At 38.1% G+C, this 18,470-nt stretch carries 17 protein-coding genes; 12 read left to right on the plus strand and 5 right to left on the minus strand.

The features are described from left to right. Window positions 1–14: 14 nt before the first annotated feature. From HND50_10490 to HND50_10505, 4 genes are all read right to left on the minus strand, one after another. A complete protein-coding gene (locus tag HND50_10490) occupies window positions 15–857 on the minus strand; it encodes a phosphatase PAP2 family protein (GenBank protein ID NOG45653.1) in 843 nt (280 codons plus the stop codon). A gap of 258 nt (window positions 858–1,115) precedes the next feature. Next, complete coding sequence (locus tag HND50_10495) at window positions 1,116–1,460, minus strand: hypothetical protein (protein NOG45654.1); 345 nt, start codon at window positions 1,458–1,460, stop codon at window positions 1,116–1,118. After that, window positions 1,435–2,736: a HAMP domain-containing histidine kinase gene (locus tag HND50_10500; protein NOG45655.1), complete on the minus strand. Its 1,302-nt coding sequence runs from the start codon at window positions 2,734–2,736 to the stop codon at window positions 1,435–1,437. Before HND50_10500 ends, HND50_10495 begins: the two co-directional genes overlap by 26 nt. A gap of 130 nt (window positions 2,737–2,866) precedes the next feature. Beyond that, window positions 2,867–3,544, minus strand: a complete 678-nt coding sequence (locus HND50_10505) for a response regulator transcription factor (GenBank protein NOG45656.1) — start codon at window positions 3,542–3,544, stop codon at window positions 2,867–2,869. Window positions 3,545–3,684: 140 nt separating this feature from the next. Between HND50_10505 and HND50_10510 the strand changes: the two genes are divergently transcribed. From HND50_10510 to HND50_10530, 5 genes are all read left to right on the plus strand, one after another. Next, a complete protein-coding gene (locus HND50_10510) occupies window positions 3,685–6,075 on the plus strand; it encodes a TonB-dependent receptor (GenBank protein ID NOG45657.1) in 2,391 nt (796 codons plus the stop codon). A gap of 38 nt (window positions 6,076–6,113) precedes the next feature. Then, the gene (locus tag HND50_10515) at window positions 6,114–6,434 is read left to right on the plus strand and encodes a hypothetical protein (protein NOG45658.1); all 321 of its coding nucleotides are present in this window, start codon (window positions 6,114–6,116) and stop codon (window positions 6,432–6,434) included. Beyond that, on the plus strand, window positions 6,427–7,299 hold the full coding sequence (locus HND50_10520) for a hypothetical protein (protein NOG45659.1): 873 nt from the start codon (window positions 6,427–6,429) through the stop codon (window positions 7,297–7,299). Before HND50_10515 ends, HND50_10520 begins: the two co-directional genes overlap by 8 nt. Next, the gene (locus tag HND50_10525) at window positions 7,271–7,828 is read left to right on the plus strand and encodes an outer membrane beta-barrel protein (protein NOG45660.1); all 558 of its coding nucleotides are present in this window, start codon (window positions 7,271–7,273) and stop codon (window positions 7,826–7,828) included. Before HND50_10520 ends, HND50_10525 begins: the two co-directional genes overlap by 29 nt. Before the next feature lie 82 nt (window positions 7,829–7,910). Further along, on the plus strand, window positions 7,911–10,067 hold the full coding sequence (locus HND50_10530; GenBank protein NOG45661.1) for a carbohydrate binding family 9 domain-containing protein: 2,157 nt from the start codon (window positions 7,911–7,913) through the stop codon (window positions 10,065–10,067). Between the two features lie 2 nt (window positions 10,068–10,069). Here HND50_10530 and HND50_10535 read toward each other — a convergent pair whose 3' ends face one another. Further along, the gene (locus HND50_10535; protein ID NOG45662.1) at window positions 10,070–11,392 is read right to left on the minus strand and encodes an ATP-binding protein; all 1,323 of its coding nucleotides are present in this window, start codon (window positions 11,390–11,392) and stop codon (window positions 10,070–10,072) included. A gap of 246 nt (window positions 11,393–11,638) precedes the next feature. On the opposite strand from HND50_10535, the gene tsaE reads away from it, so the two are divergent. From tsaE to glmS, 7 genes are all read left to right on the plus strand, one after another. After that, window positions 11,639–12,061: a tRNA (adenosine(37)-N6)-threonylcarbamoyltransferase complex ATPase subunit type 1 TsaE gene (gene tsaE, locus HND50_10540; protein ID NOG45663.1), complete on the plus strand. Its 423-nt coding sequence runs from the start codon at window positions 11,639–11,641 to the stop codon at window positions 12,059–12,061. 97 nt (window positions 12,062–12,158) lie between these two features. Beyond that, window positions 12,159–12,809, plus strand: coding sequence for a tRNA (adenosine(37)-N6)-threonylcarbamoyltransferase complex dimerization subunit type 1 TsaB (gene tsaB, locus HND50_10545; protein ID NOG45664.1), 651 nt, complete (start codon window positions 12,159–12,161; stop codon window positions 12,807–12,809). Continuing rightward, window positions 12,806–13,243 (plus strand): ribosomal protein S18-alanine N-acetyltransferase, encoded by a 438-nt coding sequence (gene rimI / locus HND50_10550; protein NOG45665.1) that lies wholly within the window; start codon window positions 12,806–12,808, stop codon window positions 13,241–13,243. Before tsaB ends, rimI begins: the two co-directional genes overlap by 4 nt. 13 nt (window positions 13,244–13,256) lie before the next feature. Further along, window positions 13,257–14,117 carry an acetyl-CoA carboxylase carboxyltransferase subunit beta gene (locus tag HND50_10555; protein NOG45666.1) on the plus strand — a complete coding sequence of 287 codons (861 nt, stop codon included), beginning with the start codon at window positions 13,257–13,259 and terminating at the stop codon, window positions 14,115–14,117. A gap of 135 nt (window positions 14,118–14,252) precedes the next feature. Then, a complete protein-coding gene (surE, locus tag HND50_10560; protein ID NOG45667.1) occupies window positions 14,253–15,020 on the plus strand; it encodes a 5'/3'-nucleotidase SurE in 768 nt (255 codons plus the stop codon). Next, on the plus strand, window positions 15,002–16,555 hold the full coding sequence (gene guaA, locus HND50_10565; GenBank protein NOG45668.1) for a glutamine-hydrolyzing GMP synthase: 1,554 nt from the start codon (window positions 15,002–15,004) through the stop codon (window positions 16,553–16,555). Before surE ends, guaA begins: the two co-directional genes overlap by 19 nt. Window positions 16,556–16,568: 13 nt before the next feature. Then, the gene (gene glmS, locus HND50_10570; GenBank protein NOG45669.1) at window positions 16,569–18,395 is read left to right on the plus strand and encodes a glutamine--fructose-6-phosphate transaminase (isomerizing); all 1,827 of its coding nucleotides are present in this window, start codon (window positions 16,569–16,571) and stop codon (window positions 18,393–18,395) included. The last annotated feature ends 75 nt before the right edge of the window (window positions 18,396–18,470 follow it).

Here is an 18,470-nt window from a genome sequence, read left to right on the forward strand (position 1 = left end):
TATTGTTTATTTAATCAAAATCGTATCGAAGCTGTTATCCTGTTTGGTCCGGGAGAAATTGAAAAATTAACAGAGTTATTTTCTTTTGGTGAATTATTATAATTCATTACAAAACTGGCAACGCTATAACTTATTATTCCGGCAAAAAAAGTGTCTGATAGCCAGTGAACATTATGATAAATTCTTGCAAACCCAACCATTGTTGCACCACCATACCAGCCAACCTTCCAATAGGTGTTATCCACAGACATGGCCATTATAGATGCAAATGCAAAAGCACTGGTTGTATGTCCGGAAGGAAAAGACCGGTATTGTGATTTTCCTCCACGAAACAATTTAAAATTCATGTGATTTTTACCGGCGTAAGGCCTGCGACGCCCAAACGAATATTTCAGAAAGTTTGTAATGGATCGCGCAATGAAAAGAGTTTCTGCGGCCCTTAGCCCTGTCATTCTTACTTTTTCTTCTTTAAAAATAAATCCGCCAAAATACAACCCAAGTGCTGCCCAGTTTCCTGTCCTGCCATTAAAATGATTATCAATTTCAAATATTTTATCATTCAATTGGCTTTTGTTTCTCAGAGCAAATTTTTTAAGTGAAGGATCTACAAGAAACATTGCCGATATCGAAGCACCGCTAAAAAGGGCAAAATGCAAATCCTGTTTATCATAATTTAATGGCGATTGTACGAGCGAAAGTCCTAAGCCAAATATATGCTTTGCATCATGAACAACGGTTGATTTTACATATTCAAAATAACTGCTTTCTGTTTTGTTATCTGTTGATGTTTGTGCCTGTGCAATTAATGGAATAGTGGCCATAATTAGGAATAATTGTAAATAGGTTTTAATGGCCATAAAAGTCCTTTTAAAAGAGATGTGTTAATCCCTTTTGTTTTCCTGGATGAACATAATGGTCAAATCTGGAGAAAAATGGGATTTTGGATTAAAATAAATCTTTCCATCGGCAAAAATGGGATATAATTAAGGAGTTGTTCTTAAATCAAATGATTAAGGCGATTGGTATTTCTGGTGAATTTTGATTTGCAAGCACGCAAACTTCCGTACGCGCTGGCTGAAATTTGAAAGAATGATTTTACTGGAAAGAATACATAATTAAAATACGAGAACCTTATCCGTACTTTCTGTTTCCTGTGCTAATGCATCCATCGTGCTTCGTTCAGTACCATCAAGTATTTCATTATTTGTGAGACCTCGTGCATCCATGCAGGTACCACAAAGTAAAACTTTTCCTTTGTTGGTTACTCGTCGAACCATACGTTCAGCGTTGTAGTAGCCATCTGGCGTTTTTTGTCCGGTTTTTGCAGCAATGACTGCATCCGCCATTAAAAAAACCACAACCTCACCACCATTTTTTATTAGTGTGTGTGCTAATCGCAAGCCATTATATAAACGTTCTGTGCCATATGGCGGATCATTGATTATAATGAGTGTTTTCATTCCATCCTCCGGTTTTTTTAAAACCAAGCTTAATAGTGTGCAGTTTATTGAGGTAAATATAGTTTATTTCAAATTCATGGACGGAGCAGATTTGTTTGGCAAGAGCCAGCCCTAAGCCTGTTGAGTCCTGCCCTGGTTTGCCTTTACGAAAACGCTCAAACAGGATCTCCGTTGGCATAGCAGGTTCGGGTCCGCTGTTAGATATTTCAAAACTATTTTTGTTTAATACGAGTGAAATTTTGCCGTCATTAGTATTGTGTTTTATAGCATTACTAAACAGGTTTGACAGAAGCGTTTCTAACAGATAGGCGTTGCCGGCAATTTGCGGATCGGCATTATAAGAGGTTTGCAGCTTTATGCCTTTCAGGCTGATGATGTCTTCAAAATTTTCAACCTGTTCCAGGATAATCTTTTTTAGAGAGAGTGTTTCATCTTTTTTAAATTCCTGGTTTTCAATTCGCGTTAGCAGGTTAAGCTCGCTGTGTAAACGGGATAGCCTGTTGGCAGCTTTATAAGCACTGTTCAGCGATTTTAGATTTTCCTCGTTTATATCTTTTTGCTGAAAAATCAATTCCAGCTTGGATTGAATAATGGCCAGCGGTGTCTGCATTTCATGGGAGGCGTTTTCGGAAAACTCTTTTAAAGCGAAATAATCACGGGTTAGCTTGTTGGTCATTTCAACCAGTTCTTTATTCAAATCTTTAAACTCACTTGTTTCTGTTTCAACTGTTTCAAAGCCGCCGCTTTTCTTAAAATCGAATGATTTAATCTGTGCTAAAATATTATGAAATGGCTGCCAGAGACCGCGCATCCCAAAATAGTTGAGAATAATTATGGCAAAAAGAGTAAAGACAATTATGATAAAAAGAGAATAAATAATGCCTTCAATCAAATCATCACTTTCAATCATCGATTTGTAAATTGTAACCAGGCGGGCGTCTCCTTTGTATGTCGCTTTAAAACGGATATACCGGAAAGGTTCAAGTTCGTACTCATCCAAGTTTAAAAGAAGTGTATCTTTAAAAACGGTTTTAACAGTACCCGGTTTTTTTAATGGCTCAATAACAACTAAACTGTCTTTTGGGATCGTGATATTTTCAAAACCTTTTAGCTGATGCAATTCCCAAAGTACATCCTCTTTTTGCTCAGTCAGCAGATCATCAATTTCTTCCAGAATTATTGATTGCAGCATAAAATAAATTGTTACACCGCTTAGAATAAAAACAACGATGGATGTAACAACAAAGTAAAGGCTCGATTTTGTAAGTAATTTCATTTTACTATCTTTATCTTTTTAAATCGCAAGCTTTGGCTGTCATGCTGAGGCACGAAGCATCCCTTAGGCATTGGATTCTTCCCTTCGTTGTACTCCGCTCAGAATGACAGATTATGAGAAGACATTTCTTTTATTTCTCCTCAAATCTATAGCCTATCCCATAAACTGTCTGGATATAATCCTGTGCGCCGGCATTGATTAATTTCTTCCTTAAATTTTTTACATGAGAATAAATGAATTCAAAAGAATCGACCAAATCCATTTGCGAACCCCACAAATGTTCTGCAATTGTCTCTTTTGTAATAACTCGTTTTTTATTGCTAATCATATAAACAAGCAGATCAAATTCTTTTTTGGTTAAATCGATTGTTTGCTCAAGAACCTGCACTTTTCTTTCTTCCGGCTGGATTTGAATCTCGTTAAATTCAATAACCGGGCTTCCTTCAAATTGTCTGCGCCGGATTACGGAGCGCACTCTGGCATTCAACTCGGCCAGGTGAAATGGTTTCGCCAAATAATCATCTGCACCAATACCAAGGCCATTCACTTTATCATCCAAGGCATTTTTGGCAGAAATAATAATTATCCCAGCCGGGGAATTGATCTTTTTTAAATTTTTAATAATATCCAACCCTGAACCATCGGGCAGGGTTATATCAACAATTACACAATCATATTGGTATAAGTTGATCATCAAATCGGCATTATCAAAATCAAGGGCCGAATCGCAGATATAATCATTGTTTTTTAGATAGGCAGAAATAGATTCCGCCAGGTCCTTTTCATCTTCTACGATTAGTATTTTCATTTGTACCCGCTTTCTACACCACGAAGATACATCTCAAATCTGAAAATATTCTGTTTTTTTTCCAGCTGCTGTAATCTACAAAATATCTACAAAATTCATTTTTATAATGTGCCGTCAAAAAATATAGTGGAGGGCATAATATGAAACACCCAATCAAATTCATTTTAACCGTTGGTTTGGTTCTGTTTTTTCCTGTAAATAATCTTATGGCTCAACAATCTACTCAAACGGGCAGCATCGAAGGAACAATACTTGACCGGGATTCTGAAGTGCCCTTGGCCGGTGTAAATATTCAAGTTAAAGGCACAACTCTTGGTGCGGCATCTGATGAATCCGGAAAATATGTTATTAAAAATCTTGAACCCGGTACTTATATTCTTGTTTTCACATTTATTGGTTTTACTGAAAAAACAGAAAATAATGTAATTGTCCAAGCCGGCGAGGCAACAAAGCTCAATATCGCGTTGGACGAAGAGTTGTTGTCTTTGAGTGAAATTGTGGTAACGCCGGGCAGCTTTTCCATAATGGGCGATATGCCTGTTTCCCGCCAAACTCTAAGTAGTGAAGACATCAAAAATATTTCATTTTCCGAAGATATAACCAGGGCCGTTTCCCGCTTACCGGGCGTTTCTTCAAATGATTTCTCTTCCAAGTTTACAGTACGCGGTGGTGAGGATGATGAGGTTTTGATGATTCTGGATGGAATGGAACTGTATGATCCTTTTCATCAACGAGATTTTGCCGGTGGCCTTTTTAGCATTGTTGATGTTGAGGCAATCAGTGGGGTTGATCTTTTAACAGGTGGTTTTTCTGCGGAATATGGAGACAGGCAAAGCGCAGTTTTTAATATGCAAACAAAACAGATCCAGGATAATCAGAGACATACATCCATTGGCTTAAGCATTATGGCTGCACGTTTATACACGGATGGGACTTTTGCAGATAACAAAGGAAGTTACCTGTTTACAGGCAGGCAGGGTTTGTTGGATCAGGCTTTTAAGCTGATTGATGAAACTGAAAGAACGCCGCGGTTTTATGATCTAATGGGTAAAGTTCAATACAAACTTACAGATAAACAACATCTCTCATTTTATGTGCTTCATGCCGGTGATGAGACAAAAATCCGTGATGTTTCACCGGAAGCATTTGACAGGCATGATACAAGCTATAAAAACAGTTATGCCTGGCTTACTTTAAAATCCTTTTACAATCCCAAGCTATATTCCAGAACTTTGTTATCCACCGGATTAATAACACATGACCGTAACGGCGCCATGCAAAAATATGAGTTTACTGATAAACTAACTTTTTCTGTAAAGGACAAGCGAACATATTCATTTTTTGGAGTAAAGCAGGATTGGAATTGGGAAGCGTCGAATCGTTTCTTTTTAAAAGGTGGGTTTGATATTCGCCAGTTAGAAGCAGATTATGACTACAGCTATTCTATCGAAGAAAAACGGCTCGATCTGGATTATAATCTTTTTGATTACCAAAATGGATTTGATTTTCAATCCAAGCCTTCCGGACAACAGGGCAGTGCATATTTTTCATCCAGGTTTATGGCGTTCCAAAATTTATTTCTTGAAACCGGGTTAAGATATGATTTTGCGATACACACCAAAGATAAATTGTGGAGTCCACGGGTCAGCGCTGCCTACTCATTTTCTAAAAATACTTTTTTGCGTGCAGCCTGGGGACATTACTACCAAACTCAGTTTATGAACAACCTGGATATTAATCATAATGTGACTGAATTCGATAAGGCAGAGTTATCAGAACATTATGTGCTTGGCCTTGAACACCTATTTGCGAATGGAATTAGCCTGCGTCTTGATGGCTATTATAAAGATATATCCCGCTTGAGCCCGACCTATGAAAACCTGCGCGATTTGTGGGAACTATTTCCTGAATCAAGAAATGATGAAGTTCGGCTTGATATAAGTGGTGCTGAAGCAAAAGGTATAGAGCTTTTCTTAAAATATGATACCGGAAAAGAAATATCCTGGTGGTTTAGTTATGCCCTGGCAAATGCGGAAGAGAATATTACAAATATTGAGTCCAATGCACTGTTGATCAAACAAACCGGCTCTTTACCTCGCGCAAACAATCAGCTTCATACAATTTATGGAGACATAAATTACAGGCCAAATAAGAAATGGTATTTTAACCTTTCCTGGCAATATAATTCCGGTTGGCCACTCACAAAATATACTTTTATAGCAGATACACTTAATAATGATGATTTGCATTTTTCGCCGGCCCATAATGAGTTCCGCGGGACAAAACGCCCTGATTTCCACCGCATGGATATCAGGATTAATCGCAACTTTGAAATTGGTCTGGGAAAAATTTCCACATACCTGCATGTGATAAATATCTATAACCGCAAGAATATGAGGAAATGGGATCTGGATGTTGTTAACGCAAAAGAAGAGTTGGTTCCGGATGATAAAGGCGGATATAAACTTTTTGAAGGCGGCGGTTACTTTTTTGGTACCACACCGGTTATTGGAGTTAGCTGGGAGTTTTAATTCAAATAATTGATTTACCAAAATAAAGGAGAATCGCCATGAAAGTTTTAGTGTTTTTATTAAGCATGATATTTTTGATATCAACTTCATGTGCCCAGGAAAGCGAAACCATACCTGATGTGGTTCAGAAGGCATTTAAAAGCAAATATCCGGATGTTAAAGATGTTGAATGGGAAAAAGAGGGGCCAGATTATGAAGCTGAGTTTGAAAAAGACGGGGTTCAAATGTCGGTAGTTTTTGACAAGAATGGGAAAATAGTTGAAGTAGAAACGGAAGATGGTGAACACAAGAATGAGGAAAACGACAGCACCAAGGCAGAAATAGAAAATGATGATGAAGGGGAGGAAGAAGATGATTAGTCCGAATAAAAACAAATATCCTTCCGGGCTATGTTTTGTTCTCATTTTGCTAACTACATTTTCAATCACTACTTGTAGCACCCATACATCATCTCCCAAATCGGATGGTGAATATTCGTTTGTTGTTTATGGTGATCTGAGACAGGGCTTTGGTGTTTATGAAAAACTTGCCAGAAATATGGGCAATATAAAACCAGTTCCGTTGATGGCGGTTTGTACCGGGGATTTATTATTCAAAGCTGGCAAAGAAGCTGAATGGATCAACTTTTGGAAATTTTCAAAACCAATTACGGAGGTTATGCCGTTGCTAATCGCCCGTGGTAATCACGAGGGAAATGATCTGCCCTCCGAGTGGTTATTACGAAAGCAGACAAACATTGCAGAAGGAGACCCTTTTTATTTTTCCCGGCAATTGGAGAAACAAAAATTAATTATTCTGGATACAGAAATCCGTGGTGAAGAAAACGCAATTATTAATGATCAGCTGCATTGGTTAAAAGAAGAACTAAATCTTTCAACAAGCAATGCAGAAATAGATGGTATTTTCATTTTTATGCATCGTCCATTGTACAGGCAGGGGAGAAACAAGGGGCAAAAACTTAAGAATGCAGAAGAGTTGCACCAGCTTTTTGTAGAACATAAAAAAATAAAAGCTGTTGTGGCCGGCCATGATCACATGTACCATTTCCAAAATAAAGATGGAATTAACTATGTAATTTCGGGAGGAGCGGGCGCGCAGCTAAGACATGGTTATGGTGGCGATTTTTATCATTATATCAAATTTTCATTTTCGGATACTGATAAATCAGTCAATATGAAAACAATAGGATTATTTAATGAAATTATGGAAGAAAAAAACCTTTAGAAATATTGGCCTGATTATATTTATTACTGTATTAAATATAAATGCATCAAACCTGTGGGTTAGCGGTGGTTTGTACGATTTTGCCAACGATGTGTCCAAAGAGTTTTATAAATATGGCTGGAGCTTCCGGGTTCAATATGATTTTTTGCAGCTTTCTCAAATGAACTTTTCTATTTCAACCGGCGGCAGCTTTTCGAGTGTGCCTTATAATGGGGAGGAGCATGAGATGTATCTTATACCGCTTCAATTCTCATGGCGTTATAATTTTTTGATGGAGCATCCAACTATCCAGCCCTTTTTTGGATCGGGAATTGGTGCTTTTGCAAAAATGGATTTAAATGAATTTTTCCCTAAAAGGCATCATGCATATACTTATGGTTACCATCTTTTCTCAGGTTTGGAATATAAAATTAGTGATCGTGTAAAATCTAAATTTGAAATGCGCTATAATGTTTTGATCCCACCAACATTGGAAGACATTAATTCCAGCGGGTTTGATATTTTAATTGGCGTGGGCTATTCGTTTTGATTTTCTAAATGGATAAACATTCCTTGTATAAAATAAGCGGTGGATTTATTTTACCCGGAGATCTTTAACAAATCGGGTAAAGATGAAATCTGTACTAAAAATCAATTCCCTTCTGAGCATCCTAATAATTTGTTTGGCGCAAAATCTTTTGGCGCAACAGAAAGAAGTAAACTCTCTTCAAGCCTATTATACAACTGAAGAAATATTGATCGATGGAGACATTGATGAGGATGTTTGGGAAGAAGCCCCCTTTGCAACAGATTTTATCCAACGTGATTTAAACAATGGTGAACCTGCGACAGAGAAAACCAGGGTTGCGATTCTATATGATTCCAACAATCTCTATATCGGTGTTTGGGCTTTTGATTCCGAACCTGACAAAATTATAGCCAAAGAGTCAAGACGTGATTTCAGCTGGGGTTCGGAAGACAACTTTGAAATTATTCTCAGCCCTTTTAACGATAACCGCAACGGCTATTTATTTGTTGTAAATCCAAATGGGGCTATGGCCGATGTTTTGATCACCGATGAGGGCAGTGGTTTTAACAAAGACTGGAATGGAGTTTGGGAAGCGGCCGTTGAGATTGATGATGAGGAAGGCTGGTTTATAGAAATAGCCATCCCATTTTCCACATTAAAATATCCTGATAATGATGAACAGGTGTGGGCGCTGAATATGGAACGCAATATCCGCCGCAAAAATGAACAAGTTTTGTGGCAGGGCTGGTCTCGCAATTATGATTTGGAAACGATTTCTCATGCAGGAAAGCTTACCGGGCTAAAGAATATCAGCAGTCAAAAATTGTGGGAAATAAAACCATTTATCTCCGGTGGGGCTGCGCAGGAAAAAGGAGGTAAACTTAAGGAAAAGTTTAAGGTGGGTGGTGATATTAACTATCACGTATCGCCAAAAATGAAATTGAACATCACATTTAATACTGATTTTTCTCAAGTGGAATCAGATCGTGAACAAATAAATTTAACCCGTTTCCCATTAGATTTTCCGGAAAAAAGGGATTTCTTTCTTGAAGGAAAAAACCTTTTTCGTTTCAACCTTGGTTCCAACGCTCAAACTTTTTACAGCCGGCGGATTGGTCTACACAATAGAAAAGAAGTTCCAATTATTGGCGGCCTGCGTTTAACAGGCAAAATGAATAACAGCAATATTGGCGTAATGACTCTTCAATCTCAGAGCAAAGATAATCTGCCATCTACAAACTATTCAGTTGCCCGTCTTCGGCAGGACGTTCTGGAGTCTTCAAATGTTGGTTTTATTTTAACATCTCGCCAAGATAAAAATGAATCCAATTATGTATATGGTGCCGATGCCAATTACTCAAGTTCTACCTTTCTTGGTGATAAAAATCTTGATGTCGGGGTGGCTTTTGCTCAGTCAATTATTCCGGATAAATCCAACTCAAACGCACTTGGTTATCGTGCTTATATAACTTCTATAAATGATTTTTTTGAGTATGATGTTGCATTTTCCCGTGTAGCAAAGGATTTTGATCCGGGGATTGGTTTTTTAAGACGCAAAAATTATAAGTTGTTAGCTACAGAGCTGCAATTTAATCCACGTCCTGACTTTGTACCTTTTACAAAAAACCTTGAAATCAAACCATTTGATATTTCTTATTTTTTAAATGATCGAACAAATAAGATTGAGTCATTAAACTTTGAATGGCGCCCATTTGGGATCGAGTTGGAAAGTGGTGATTTTGCCGAGTTTAATATCCAGCGTTTCTTCGACAGCCCTGATAGTACTTTCGAGCCTGTCGATGATATTCAAATCGCCGGTGGTGATTACTGGTATGGTCGGTATGAAATTCAGGTAGAAACATATAGCGGTCGGCCGGTGTTCTCAGAAATTAATTATAGCTGGGGTGATTTTTATAATGGACAGCGCAAACAACTGGAAATGGTTTTGGGCTGGAATTTGGGAAAGTTGAATATCAGTGCCGACTGGGAAAGAAATATTGTTAATATTAAGCGTCCCAAAACAACGGATGAAATGGGTGCCCGTTTCGAATATGCTTTTAGCACGAATCTTTATACAACTTTTTTCGGGCAATGGAATAATGAAGATGACGAAGCTCTTTTGGATTTCCGGGTAAATTGGATTCCCAAGACAGGCAGTTATTTTTATTTTGTAGTCAATCAGGAGCTATCAACCGCAGGCCCGGTTTATGTGTTAAATACAACAGTTCTTTCAAAGCTTACCTGGCTGTTTTCTTTTTGATTTTATAAATAATTTTCAAGTTTTGGTGCCATGTAAAGGGGCAGTTGAACTAAAGCGCTTTTTGTTTGCAACATTGGGCGGCCAGTCAATAAAAAAGATACTTTTGGTGAGTAGCGTTGCTTGTAAACACTAAGGCTTTTTGCCTTTGTACTTACACCTGCTTTCACCTCAATCGGGATTATATCAGTCTCGTAATCTAATAAAAACTCAATTTCTGCCATATTGCGGTTCCATGAATATATTTGTTTATTTAATTGAGAAACTATTTCAGTAAGCACCAGGTTTTCCACAAAATATCCTTTATATGAACCATAGTCATAAGAAAAAATAGTTTTTGGTGATAAGCCGAGCATTGCACCAAGTATTCCCACATCAAACATATAAAGTTTAAACCGTTTTTCATCGGAATAAGCTTGCAATGGTAATTCTGCTTTATTACAAATCGGTACTTTTATTACAAGTCCGGCTTTTATCAGCCATTCTATTGGAGCTTCGAGCGAGGAATATCTGGATGCATTTGGTAATACATTTTTAAATACAAATTTTTTTACCCCGTTTGATTCTTTTGCAAGCTGGATAGGAACATTCTTAAAAACTGCGTCTATTCGGACGGCCTTTATTTTTCCAGAGTGCTTTGTGATGTCATCTATATAATCTTTTAGTAATTCTTGCTGGAGTTTGCGTGTTTCAGAAAATGCTTCACTAAGGGTATCAATTTTCTCGCTGAACCTTTTTACAACTTCGGGTAACCCCCCTGTTATCATAAAGTATTTGTAATAAAGCCATATCTTTTGGTGAATCGCTTCATTGACAGGGCTGTTTAATGTAGCCGAATTCAGGATTGAAATAAGTCGTTTCTGTCCAATTGCCTCCAGAAATTCCTCGAAATCCATTGGGTACAATTTATAGCGGGTAACTTTGCCCACAGGAAATGGCTCATCGCTTAGTCCCAACCCTAAAAGCGAACCGGATGCGGCAATAAAAGCATTTGGTGACTTCTGTGAAAAAAATTTCAGGGATGTTAGCGCCTTTGGGCATTGTTGTATCTCATCAAATATAATAAGATCTTTTTCGAGAATAATATCATGATCGTAATATAGACCTAAATCCCTTATTATTCTTTCAGGTTGCAGGTCTTGTTCAAAAATCTGGCTTAGTGAGGGGTTTTCCATAAAATCAAAAAAGTGGTAATTCTGAAATTCCTTTTTGCCTAACTTTTCCAAACAATATGTTTTGCCTACTTGCCGTGCCCCTTGGAGCAAGAGTGGCTTTCGGGCTGATAAATTTTTCCACTTCAACAATTCTTTTGATATTTTTCTTCTCATTTTTGGCCGATTATTAGTTAAATTTATTGACTTAAATATAATAAGGAATAATATAAAAACAATTATTCATGGAAAAAAATGTGTGAATTTGCAATTATTCATGGGAAAAAATGTGATTTATCTTGAGATGATTAATGTGTTCGTTTTAATGTTTTGCCTAAAACGAATTCACTATAAAAAATTTATTGTCTTGTCTGACAGACCTTTCTTCTTTAAATTCCTCCCTTTTTAAAATGCAAATTAAATATGAAACTACTCAAATCCTGGACAGTTAATTCTATCTCAGATTCGCAAAAAATTGCGGTTGAACTAAGTAACATTTTTAAAGCAGCAGATGTTGTTTTGCTGGAAGGGACTTTAGGAAGTGGCAAAACATTTCTGGTTCAGGAAATATGTAAAAACTGGCATATTGATGAAGATGTAACCAGCCCAACATTTACGCTAATCCAAAACTACTTTGGCGATATAGCTGTTAATCATCTGGATTTGTATCGCATTGAAAACATTGAAGAATTAGATCAGCTTGGCTGGGAAGATATGGTTTATTCAGAAGCAGTTACATTTATCGAATGGCCACAAAAAGTTGAACCGGCATTACAATCATTTTATAAAGTTAAAATTGATTTGCGGAATGACCAGAGAGAAATATCTTTAAACAAAAAAAACTAAAAAGGTCATTCTGAATGAAGTTTGGCGGAGTGAAAATCCCATTTCAGAATGGAGATGCTTCGTGCCTAAGCAATGACAAGCAGGATCAAGAACGAACATGATTTTAGCGATTGAGACATCATCAACTTTATGTAGCGTTTCCTTTTGGGAAAATGGCAAAACCTTTGCTGAATACGAAAGTGACGCACCCATGCAGCATGCAACTCTTATCGGGCAATTTGTAGAGAAAGGCCTTAAAGAGCTAAAAAATCCTCCACGGCTTGTGGCGGTTGCTATCGGACCGGGCTCATTTACCGGATTGCGTATTGGTTTAAGCTATGCACAGGGTTTTTGTTTTGGCCGTGAAATTCCAATAGTTGGTGTTTCCAATCACCAGGTTTTGGCTTCTCAAAAGATATCTAAGACAAAAGAAACTTTTACAATAATTGATGCGCGGAGAAACGAAGTTTACCTGGCCAAACACAAAAATGATGAAATATTTGAAATTGAATCACACCAAATAATAGCAATAGAAAACCTGGTTGAGCATATTCCAACCTCTGCACAATTAATCGGTCAGCAGGGTATAGCTATTCCGGAAAATATTGTTTCAGAATTAAATGAAAAAGGGATTGATTTAAAACTTGATGTGAAGTATTCGGCGGCTAAAGTTGCACAGATCGGCAAAATAAAATCTGAAAAAATCGGTAATGATAACATCGAAACAATAGAACCGATGTATATCCGCCCGTTCGCCGGTGTTCAATGAAGATTAATTTCAGGGAAATGAGAAAAAGCGATGTCAAAACAATCGCAAACCTGGAAAAAGAAATTTTTAAGGACGCCTGGACATATCAACAACTTCATTCAGAAACAGATGGTCAAAAATATAAATTTCCAATTGTTTTGGAAGTTGAAAATGAAGTTGCAGGTTATGCATGTGTTTGGGCTTTTGTAGACGAGGTTCATATAAATAATTTTGCAATTGCAACCGGTTTTAGGCAAAAAGGGTTGGGCTTAAAATTAATTCGCTTTATATTGGGCGCATTCAAAGAGTATAAACAATTTTTTTTAGAAGTACGTGAATCAAATAAACCTGCAATAAATTTGTATACAAAATCTGGATTTGAAGTTTTTTTTACGCGACAGAAATATTATTCAGATGGTGAAAACGCATTAGTAATGCGCAAAATTTTAAAGTAAAACGGGGTTAAATATGGATTGGTTTAAACGTAAAAAAAGTGTTATTGCACCGGAGGAGAGAAAAGATGTGCCGGATGGATTATGGATAAAGTGCAATGGCTGCGGTGAAATAATTTATAAAAAAGAACTTGAAAAAAAATTATATGTCTGTAGTAACTGCAATACCCATCTCCGTATCGGAAGTGACGTTTACATCTCTTTTTTATTTGATGAGGGCACTTTCAAAGAATTTGCAGAGAAGGTCAAATCTGCTGATCCGCTAGAGTTTACAGACGTTAAAAGTTATAAAAACAAATATAAAGCAACCGTTAAAAAAGTCGGTATTAACGACGCTGTTGTTTGTGGCTCTGGGAAAATTGATAAACATAATGTTGTTATGGCGATAATGGATTTCAGATTTATGGGTGGCAGCATGGGTTCAGTTGTTGGTGAAAAAATATCCAGGGCGATTGATATGGCCTATAAAAAGGAATGGCCTTTGATTATCTTGTCAGCTTCTGGTGGTGCACGTATGCACGAAGGTGTTCTAAGTTTAATGCAACTTGCTAAAACAAGCTCTCGCCTGGCCAGGCTGGCTACAAAAAAGGTGCCCTATATTTCGGTTTTAACAAACCCAACCACAGGTGGCACTACAGCAAGTTACGCTATGCTGGGTGATGTAAATATTGCTGAGCCCGATGCATTAATCGGCTTTGCAGGACCTCGTGTTATTAAACAAACAATTGGTCAGGACTTACCTCCAGGTTTTCAGCGTTCTGAGTTTGTAAGGGAACACGGCTTTTTGGATACGATCGTGCATCGTCATGAGCTGAAACAGAGAATCGCCAATATAATTGATTTTTTTAAGCATAAAAACCCGGTGGCTAAAGCGTAGAACTTCATTGCAAGTTTCAGGTTACAGGTACAAACGTTTCAACCCGCAACCTGAAACATGTAACCTATTGGAAATAAAGCTCAATCAAAAATAAGAGCAGGATAGTAATTATAACCTTACCCTAAGTAAACTATTATGTCTTCCATAAAAATACTTGTTACCAACGATGACGGTATTTATGCACCAGGGATTTTTGCACTGGCCAAAGCAATGCAGGAACTTGGTGAAGTAAATGTTGTTGCCCCTTTGGCCGAAAAAAGTGCTGTGGGCCATGCTATTACTGTTTCCGATCCGTTGCGCGTTACAGAGATCGAACGAAATGGAACGCTTTTTGGCCATGCTGTAAATGGCACTCCGGCAGATTGTGTAAAAATTGCCGTTAAATGTATTCTCGAATCTGCACCAGATATTGTAGTAAGTGGCATAAACCAGGGATCAAATACAGCGACAAACGTAATTTATTCCGGGACTGTTTCTGCAGCTGCAGAAGGAGTAATTTTAGGAATACCATCAATTGCAGTTTCACTTACAAGTTTTTCTAATAAAGATTTTTCTTATGCAGGTAAAGTAGCCCGCCAGATTGCTACACAGGTTATGGAGCATGGTTTGCCCGAGCGAACCCTTCTAAATGTAAATGTACCGGCACTTCCGGAAAATGAAATAAAAGACGTCCTGCCGGCCAAACAGGGCAAAGGACGTTATGAAGAAGTTTTTGACAGAAGAAATGATCCACAAAACAGAACATATTATTGGATGGCAGGAAAACGCATGATGCTTGATAAAAATGGTGATGTAGACGATGTAATTGTGATGCAGAACAAAGTTGCTGTCACACCAATTCAATATGATTTGACCCATCACGAATTCATGAAGGAATTACAAAAATGGAAGCTAAAACCATAGGGCATGAAACTATCCTGATCCTCGATTTTGGATCGCAATATACCCAGCTTATTGCCCGCCGCATCCGTGAAAACGGAGTCTTCTCAGAAATCCACCCTTATAATTATGATCTCAAAAAAAATAAACCGCAAAACCTAAAAGGAATTATTCTTTCCGGAGGCCCCTCATCTGTTTATGCAGATGGAGCACCTTTGGTTGATAAGGATATTCTTGACCATGGCGTTCCGGTTTTAGGAATTTGTTATGGCTTGCAGTTAATGAGTCATCTTTTGGGGGCAAAAGTAGAGAGTTCGTCTCATAAAGAATACGGCAGGGCATCAATTAACCTGGATGCAGAATCAGTCTTATTTAAAAATGTGCCGCCTTCGAGTAATGTTTGGATGAGTCATGGCGATAAAGTACTAAGCCTGCCAGCCGGATTTAAACCGGTTGCACATTCTGAAAATTCACCATTTGCGGCCATCGAAAATAAAGAAAATGAATACTTTGGCCTGCAATTTCATCCGGAAGTTGTGCATACGGAGTTCGGAAAAACGATCTTGCATAATTTTCTTTTTAAAATATGTGAATGCAGCGCGGATTGGTCGCCAAAATCTTTTATTGAAGAAAGTATTGAAAAAATCCGAAAACAGGTAGGCGATAAGCATGTTCTTTGTGGTTTGAGTGGTGGCGTAGATTCCAGTGTGGTAGCAGTTTTACTACAAAAAGCAATTGGCAATCAACTGCATTGTATGTTTGTCGATACCGGATTACTGCGCTACAAGGAAGGTGAAGAAGTAGAATCATTGTTCCGTGAAAACTATGATATTCAGTTAACTTGCGTGGATAGTTCAGAATCGTTTTACCAGAAACTTGATGGTATTGTTGATCCCGAGCGCAAGCGGAAAATAATCGGACATGAGTTTATAAATGTTTTTGAGAGTGAATCAAAAAAGCTTGGTACATTTGATTTTCTGGCTCAAGGCACGCTTTATCCCGATGTGATTGAAAGTGTTTCGTTTAAGGGGCCCTCGGCAACAATAAAATCGCATCATAATGTTGGTGGTTTACCTGAGAAAATGGGCTTTGATTTGATTGAGCCTTTAAAAGAATTATTTAAAGATGAAGTCCGTGCTGTCGGACGTGAATTACGGATACCGGAAATATTAATTGGCCGGCATCCGTTTCCAGGACCAGGGCTTGCCGTACGGATTTTAGGAACAATCACAAAAGAACGGATTGAAGTTTTACAGCAAGCGGATGCGATTTATATAGAAGAATTACATAAAGCAGGTTTATATGATGAAATCTGGCAGGCATTTGCAGTGCACTTGCCGGTAAATACAGTTGGCGTTATGGGCGATGAAAGAACCTATGAAGCAGTGATCGGTTTGCGGGCAGTAACAAGTACTGATGGTATGACTGCTGATTGGTACCCAATGCCGCACGATGTACTGGCGCGGATTTCAAACCGTATAATAAATGAAGTGAGTGGTGTTAACCGGGTGGTTTACGATGTAAGTTCCAAGCCGCCTGCAACAATTGAATGGGAATAATTAGGAGTATTACATGTGTGGAATTGTTGGATATTTAGGTAAGCAGGATGCAGCACCTATTTTACTTGGTGGGCTCAAACGTCTCGAATACAGAGGTTATGACTCAGCAGGTATCGCAGTTATGAATGGGAAAGGTGTTAATGTTGTTAAAGAGGTTGGGAAAATCCGAAATTTGGAGAATGCCTTAAACGCAACACCACTGCAAGGCTCGATAGGGATTGGTCATACACGTTGGGCAACTCATGGTGAACCTAATAAAATGAATGCACATCCGCATGTTGACGGAAGTGGCGATATTGTTCTGATCCATAACGGGATTATTGAAAATTATGCGTCTTTGAAAACCATGCTTTCGGAAAAAGGCCATAAGTTTAAAACAGATACGGACACTGAAATATTGGCCCACCTAATTGAAGAGTTTTATGAAAAAGATTTAGAAAAAGCAATCCGCCAAGCATTGCACGAAGTAGACGGCACCTATGGTCTTGCAGTAATTAGCAAGCACGATCCTAATAAAATTTACGTTGCCCGTAAGGGAAGCCCAATTGTTATTGGTGTTGGAAAAGATGAGTATTTTGTTGCGTCGGATGTAACCCCGCTTGTGAATTATACTCGTGATGTGTTTTATCTTGAAGATTATGAAATGGCCATTATTTCTCCAACAGGTGTTAAGACAAAAACAATAGCAAACAAAAAAATTGAAAAGAAAACTGAGCGTGTAACATTTGAACTTGAAGCAATTGAAAAAGGCGGCTTCGATCATTTTATGCTCAAAGAGATTTATCAGCAGCCTGATACAATAATGGATGCTATGCGTGGCCGGATATTAAAAGATGAAGGTGTGGTAAAACTTGGTGGTCTTGAAAAAATTGAAGATCGTCTGGTTAAAGCAAACAAAATTGTATTTACCGCCTCAGGCACATCGTGGATTGCCGCCTTAATTGGCGAGTATCTGATTGAAGAGTTTTGCAGAATCCCTGTGGAAGTTGAGTATGCGTCTGAGTTTCGATATAGAAATCCGATAATAGATGAAAATGATGCGGTAATTGCCATTTCTCAGTCCGGTGAAACAGCAGATACTTTGGCTGCCCTGCGTGAAGGAAAACGAAAAGGTGCACTTGTGCTTGGTATTGTAAATGCGGTTGGCTCAACAATTGCCCGCGAGACGGATGCCGGTGTTTATATACATGCCGGGCATGAAATTGGCGTGGCCAGTACAAAAGCTTTTACTTCTCAGGTTACGGTTCTGGCACTGATCACCTTAATGATAGCACGCCGCAAAAATATGTCATCAGAGCTTGGTAAAGCGATGGTGGAGGAGTTGCTTAAAATTCCGGAAAAAGTTCAAATTATTTTACATCAAAATGATTATATCCGTGATTTTGCAAGGCGTTATAAAGATGAGCGTAATTTCCTCTATCTTGGCCGCGGTTATAATTTCCCGGTGGCATTAGAAGGCGCTTTAAAGCTAAAAGAAATATCTTACATCCATGCTGAGGGATATGCTGCTGCAGAGATGAAACATGGACCGATTGCCCTAATCGACAAAGATATGCCGGTTGTTTTCCTGGCTACTAAAGATGTTATTTACGATAAGGTGATTAGCAATATTGAAGAAGTAAAAGCCCGTGGCGGCAGGATTATTTGTATTGCCACACAAGGAGATGAAAAAATTCAGGAATACGCAGATCATGTAATTTATATTCCGGATACCTTGCGTGCATTAACACCGCTTCTCTCTGTAATTCCATTGCAATTACTTTCATACCATGTTGCTGTAATGCGCGGCTGCGATGTTGATATGCCACGTAACCTGGCCAAAAGTGTGACAGTGGAATAGGTTTGCATATCATTTAATAGAAAATATTTATTAATTAACCGCCTTTAATCTTTTGTGTTATGGGCGGTTTTTTTT

Source organism: Calditrichota bacterium (genome assembly GCA_013112635.1).
Lineage (GTDB): Bacteria > Calditrichota > Calditrichia > Calditrichales > J004 > JABFGF01.

What these genes read in the sequence shown, in the direction of transcription:
- HND50_10490 (NOG45653.1), bottom strand. Translation starts at nt 857, where the DNA reads ATGGCCATTAAAACCTATTTACAATTATTCCTAATTATGGCCACTATT.
- HND50_10495 (NOG45654.1), bottom strand. Translation starts at nt 1,460, where the DNA reads ATGAAAACACTCATTATAATCAATGATCCGCCATATGGCACAGAACGT.
- HND50_10500 (NOG45655.1), bottom strand. Translation starts at nt 2,736, where the DNA reads ATGAAATTACTTACAAAATCGAGCCTTTACTTTGTTGTTACATCCATC.
- HND50_10505 (NOG45656.1), bottom strand. Translation starts at nt 3,544, where the DNA reads ATGAAAATACTAATCGTAGAAGATGAAAAGGACCTGGCGGAATCTATT.
- HND50_10510 (NOG45657.1), top strand. Translation starts at nt 3,685, where the DNA reads ATGAAACACCCAATCAAATTCATTTTAACCGTTGGTTTGGTTCTGTTT.
- HND50_10515 (NOG45658.1), top strand. Translation starts at nt 6,114, where the DNA reads ATGAAAGTTTTAGTGTTTTTATTAAGCATGATATTTTTGATATCAACT.
- HND50_10520 (NOG45659.1), top strand. Translation starts at nt 6,427, where the DNA reads ATGATTAGTCCGAATAAAAACAAATATCCTTCCGGGCTATGTTTTGTT.
- HND50_10525 (NOG45660.1), top strand. Translation starts at nt 7,271, where the DNA reads ATGAAATTATGGAAGAAAAAAACCTTTAGAAATATTGGCCTGATTATA.
- HND50_10530 (NOG45661.1), top strand. Translation starts at nt 7,911, where the DNA reads ATGAAATCTGTACTAAAAATCAATTCCCTTCTGAGCATCCTAATAATT.
- HND50_10535 (NOG45662.1), bottom strand. Translation starts at nt 11,392, where the DNA reads ATGAGAAGAAAAATATCAAAAGAATTGTTGAAGTGGAAAAATTTATCA.
- tsaE (NOG45663.1), top strand. Translation starts at nt 11,639, where the DNA reads ATGAAACTACTCAAATCCTGGACAGTTAATTCTATCTCAGATTCGCAA.
- tsaB (NOG45664.1), top strand. Translation starts at nt 12,159, where the DNA reads ATGATTTTAGCGATTGAGACATCATCAACTTTATGTAGCGTTTCCTTT.
- rimI (NOG45665.1), top strand. Translation starts at nt 12,806, where the DNA reads ATGAAGATTAATTTCAGGGAAATGAGAAAAAGCGATGTCAAAACAATC.
- HND50_10555 (NOG45666.1), top strand. Translation starts at nt 13,257, where the DNA reads ATGGATTGGTTTAAACGTAAAAAAAGTGTTATTGCACCGGAGGAGAGA.
- surE (NOG45667.1), top strand. Translation starts at nt 14,253, where the DNA reads ATGTCTTCCATAAAAATACTTGTTACCAACGATGACGGTATTTATGCA.
- guaA (NOG45668.1), top strand. Translation starts at nt 15,002, where the DNA reads ATGGAAGCTAAAACCATAGGGCATGAAACTATCCTGATCCTCGATTTT.
- glmS (NOG45669.1), top strand. Translation starts at nt 16,569, where the DNA reads ATGTGTGGAATTGTTGGATATTTAGGTAAGCAGGATGCAGCACCTATT.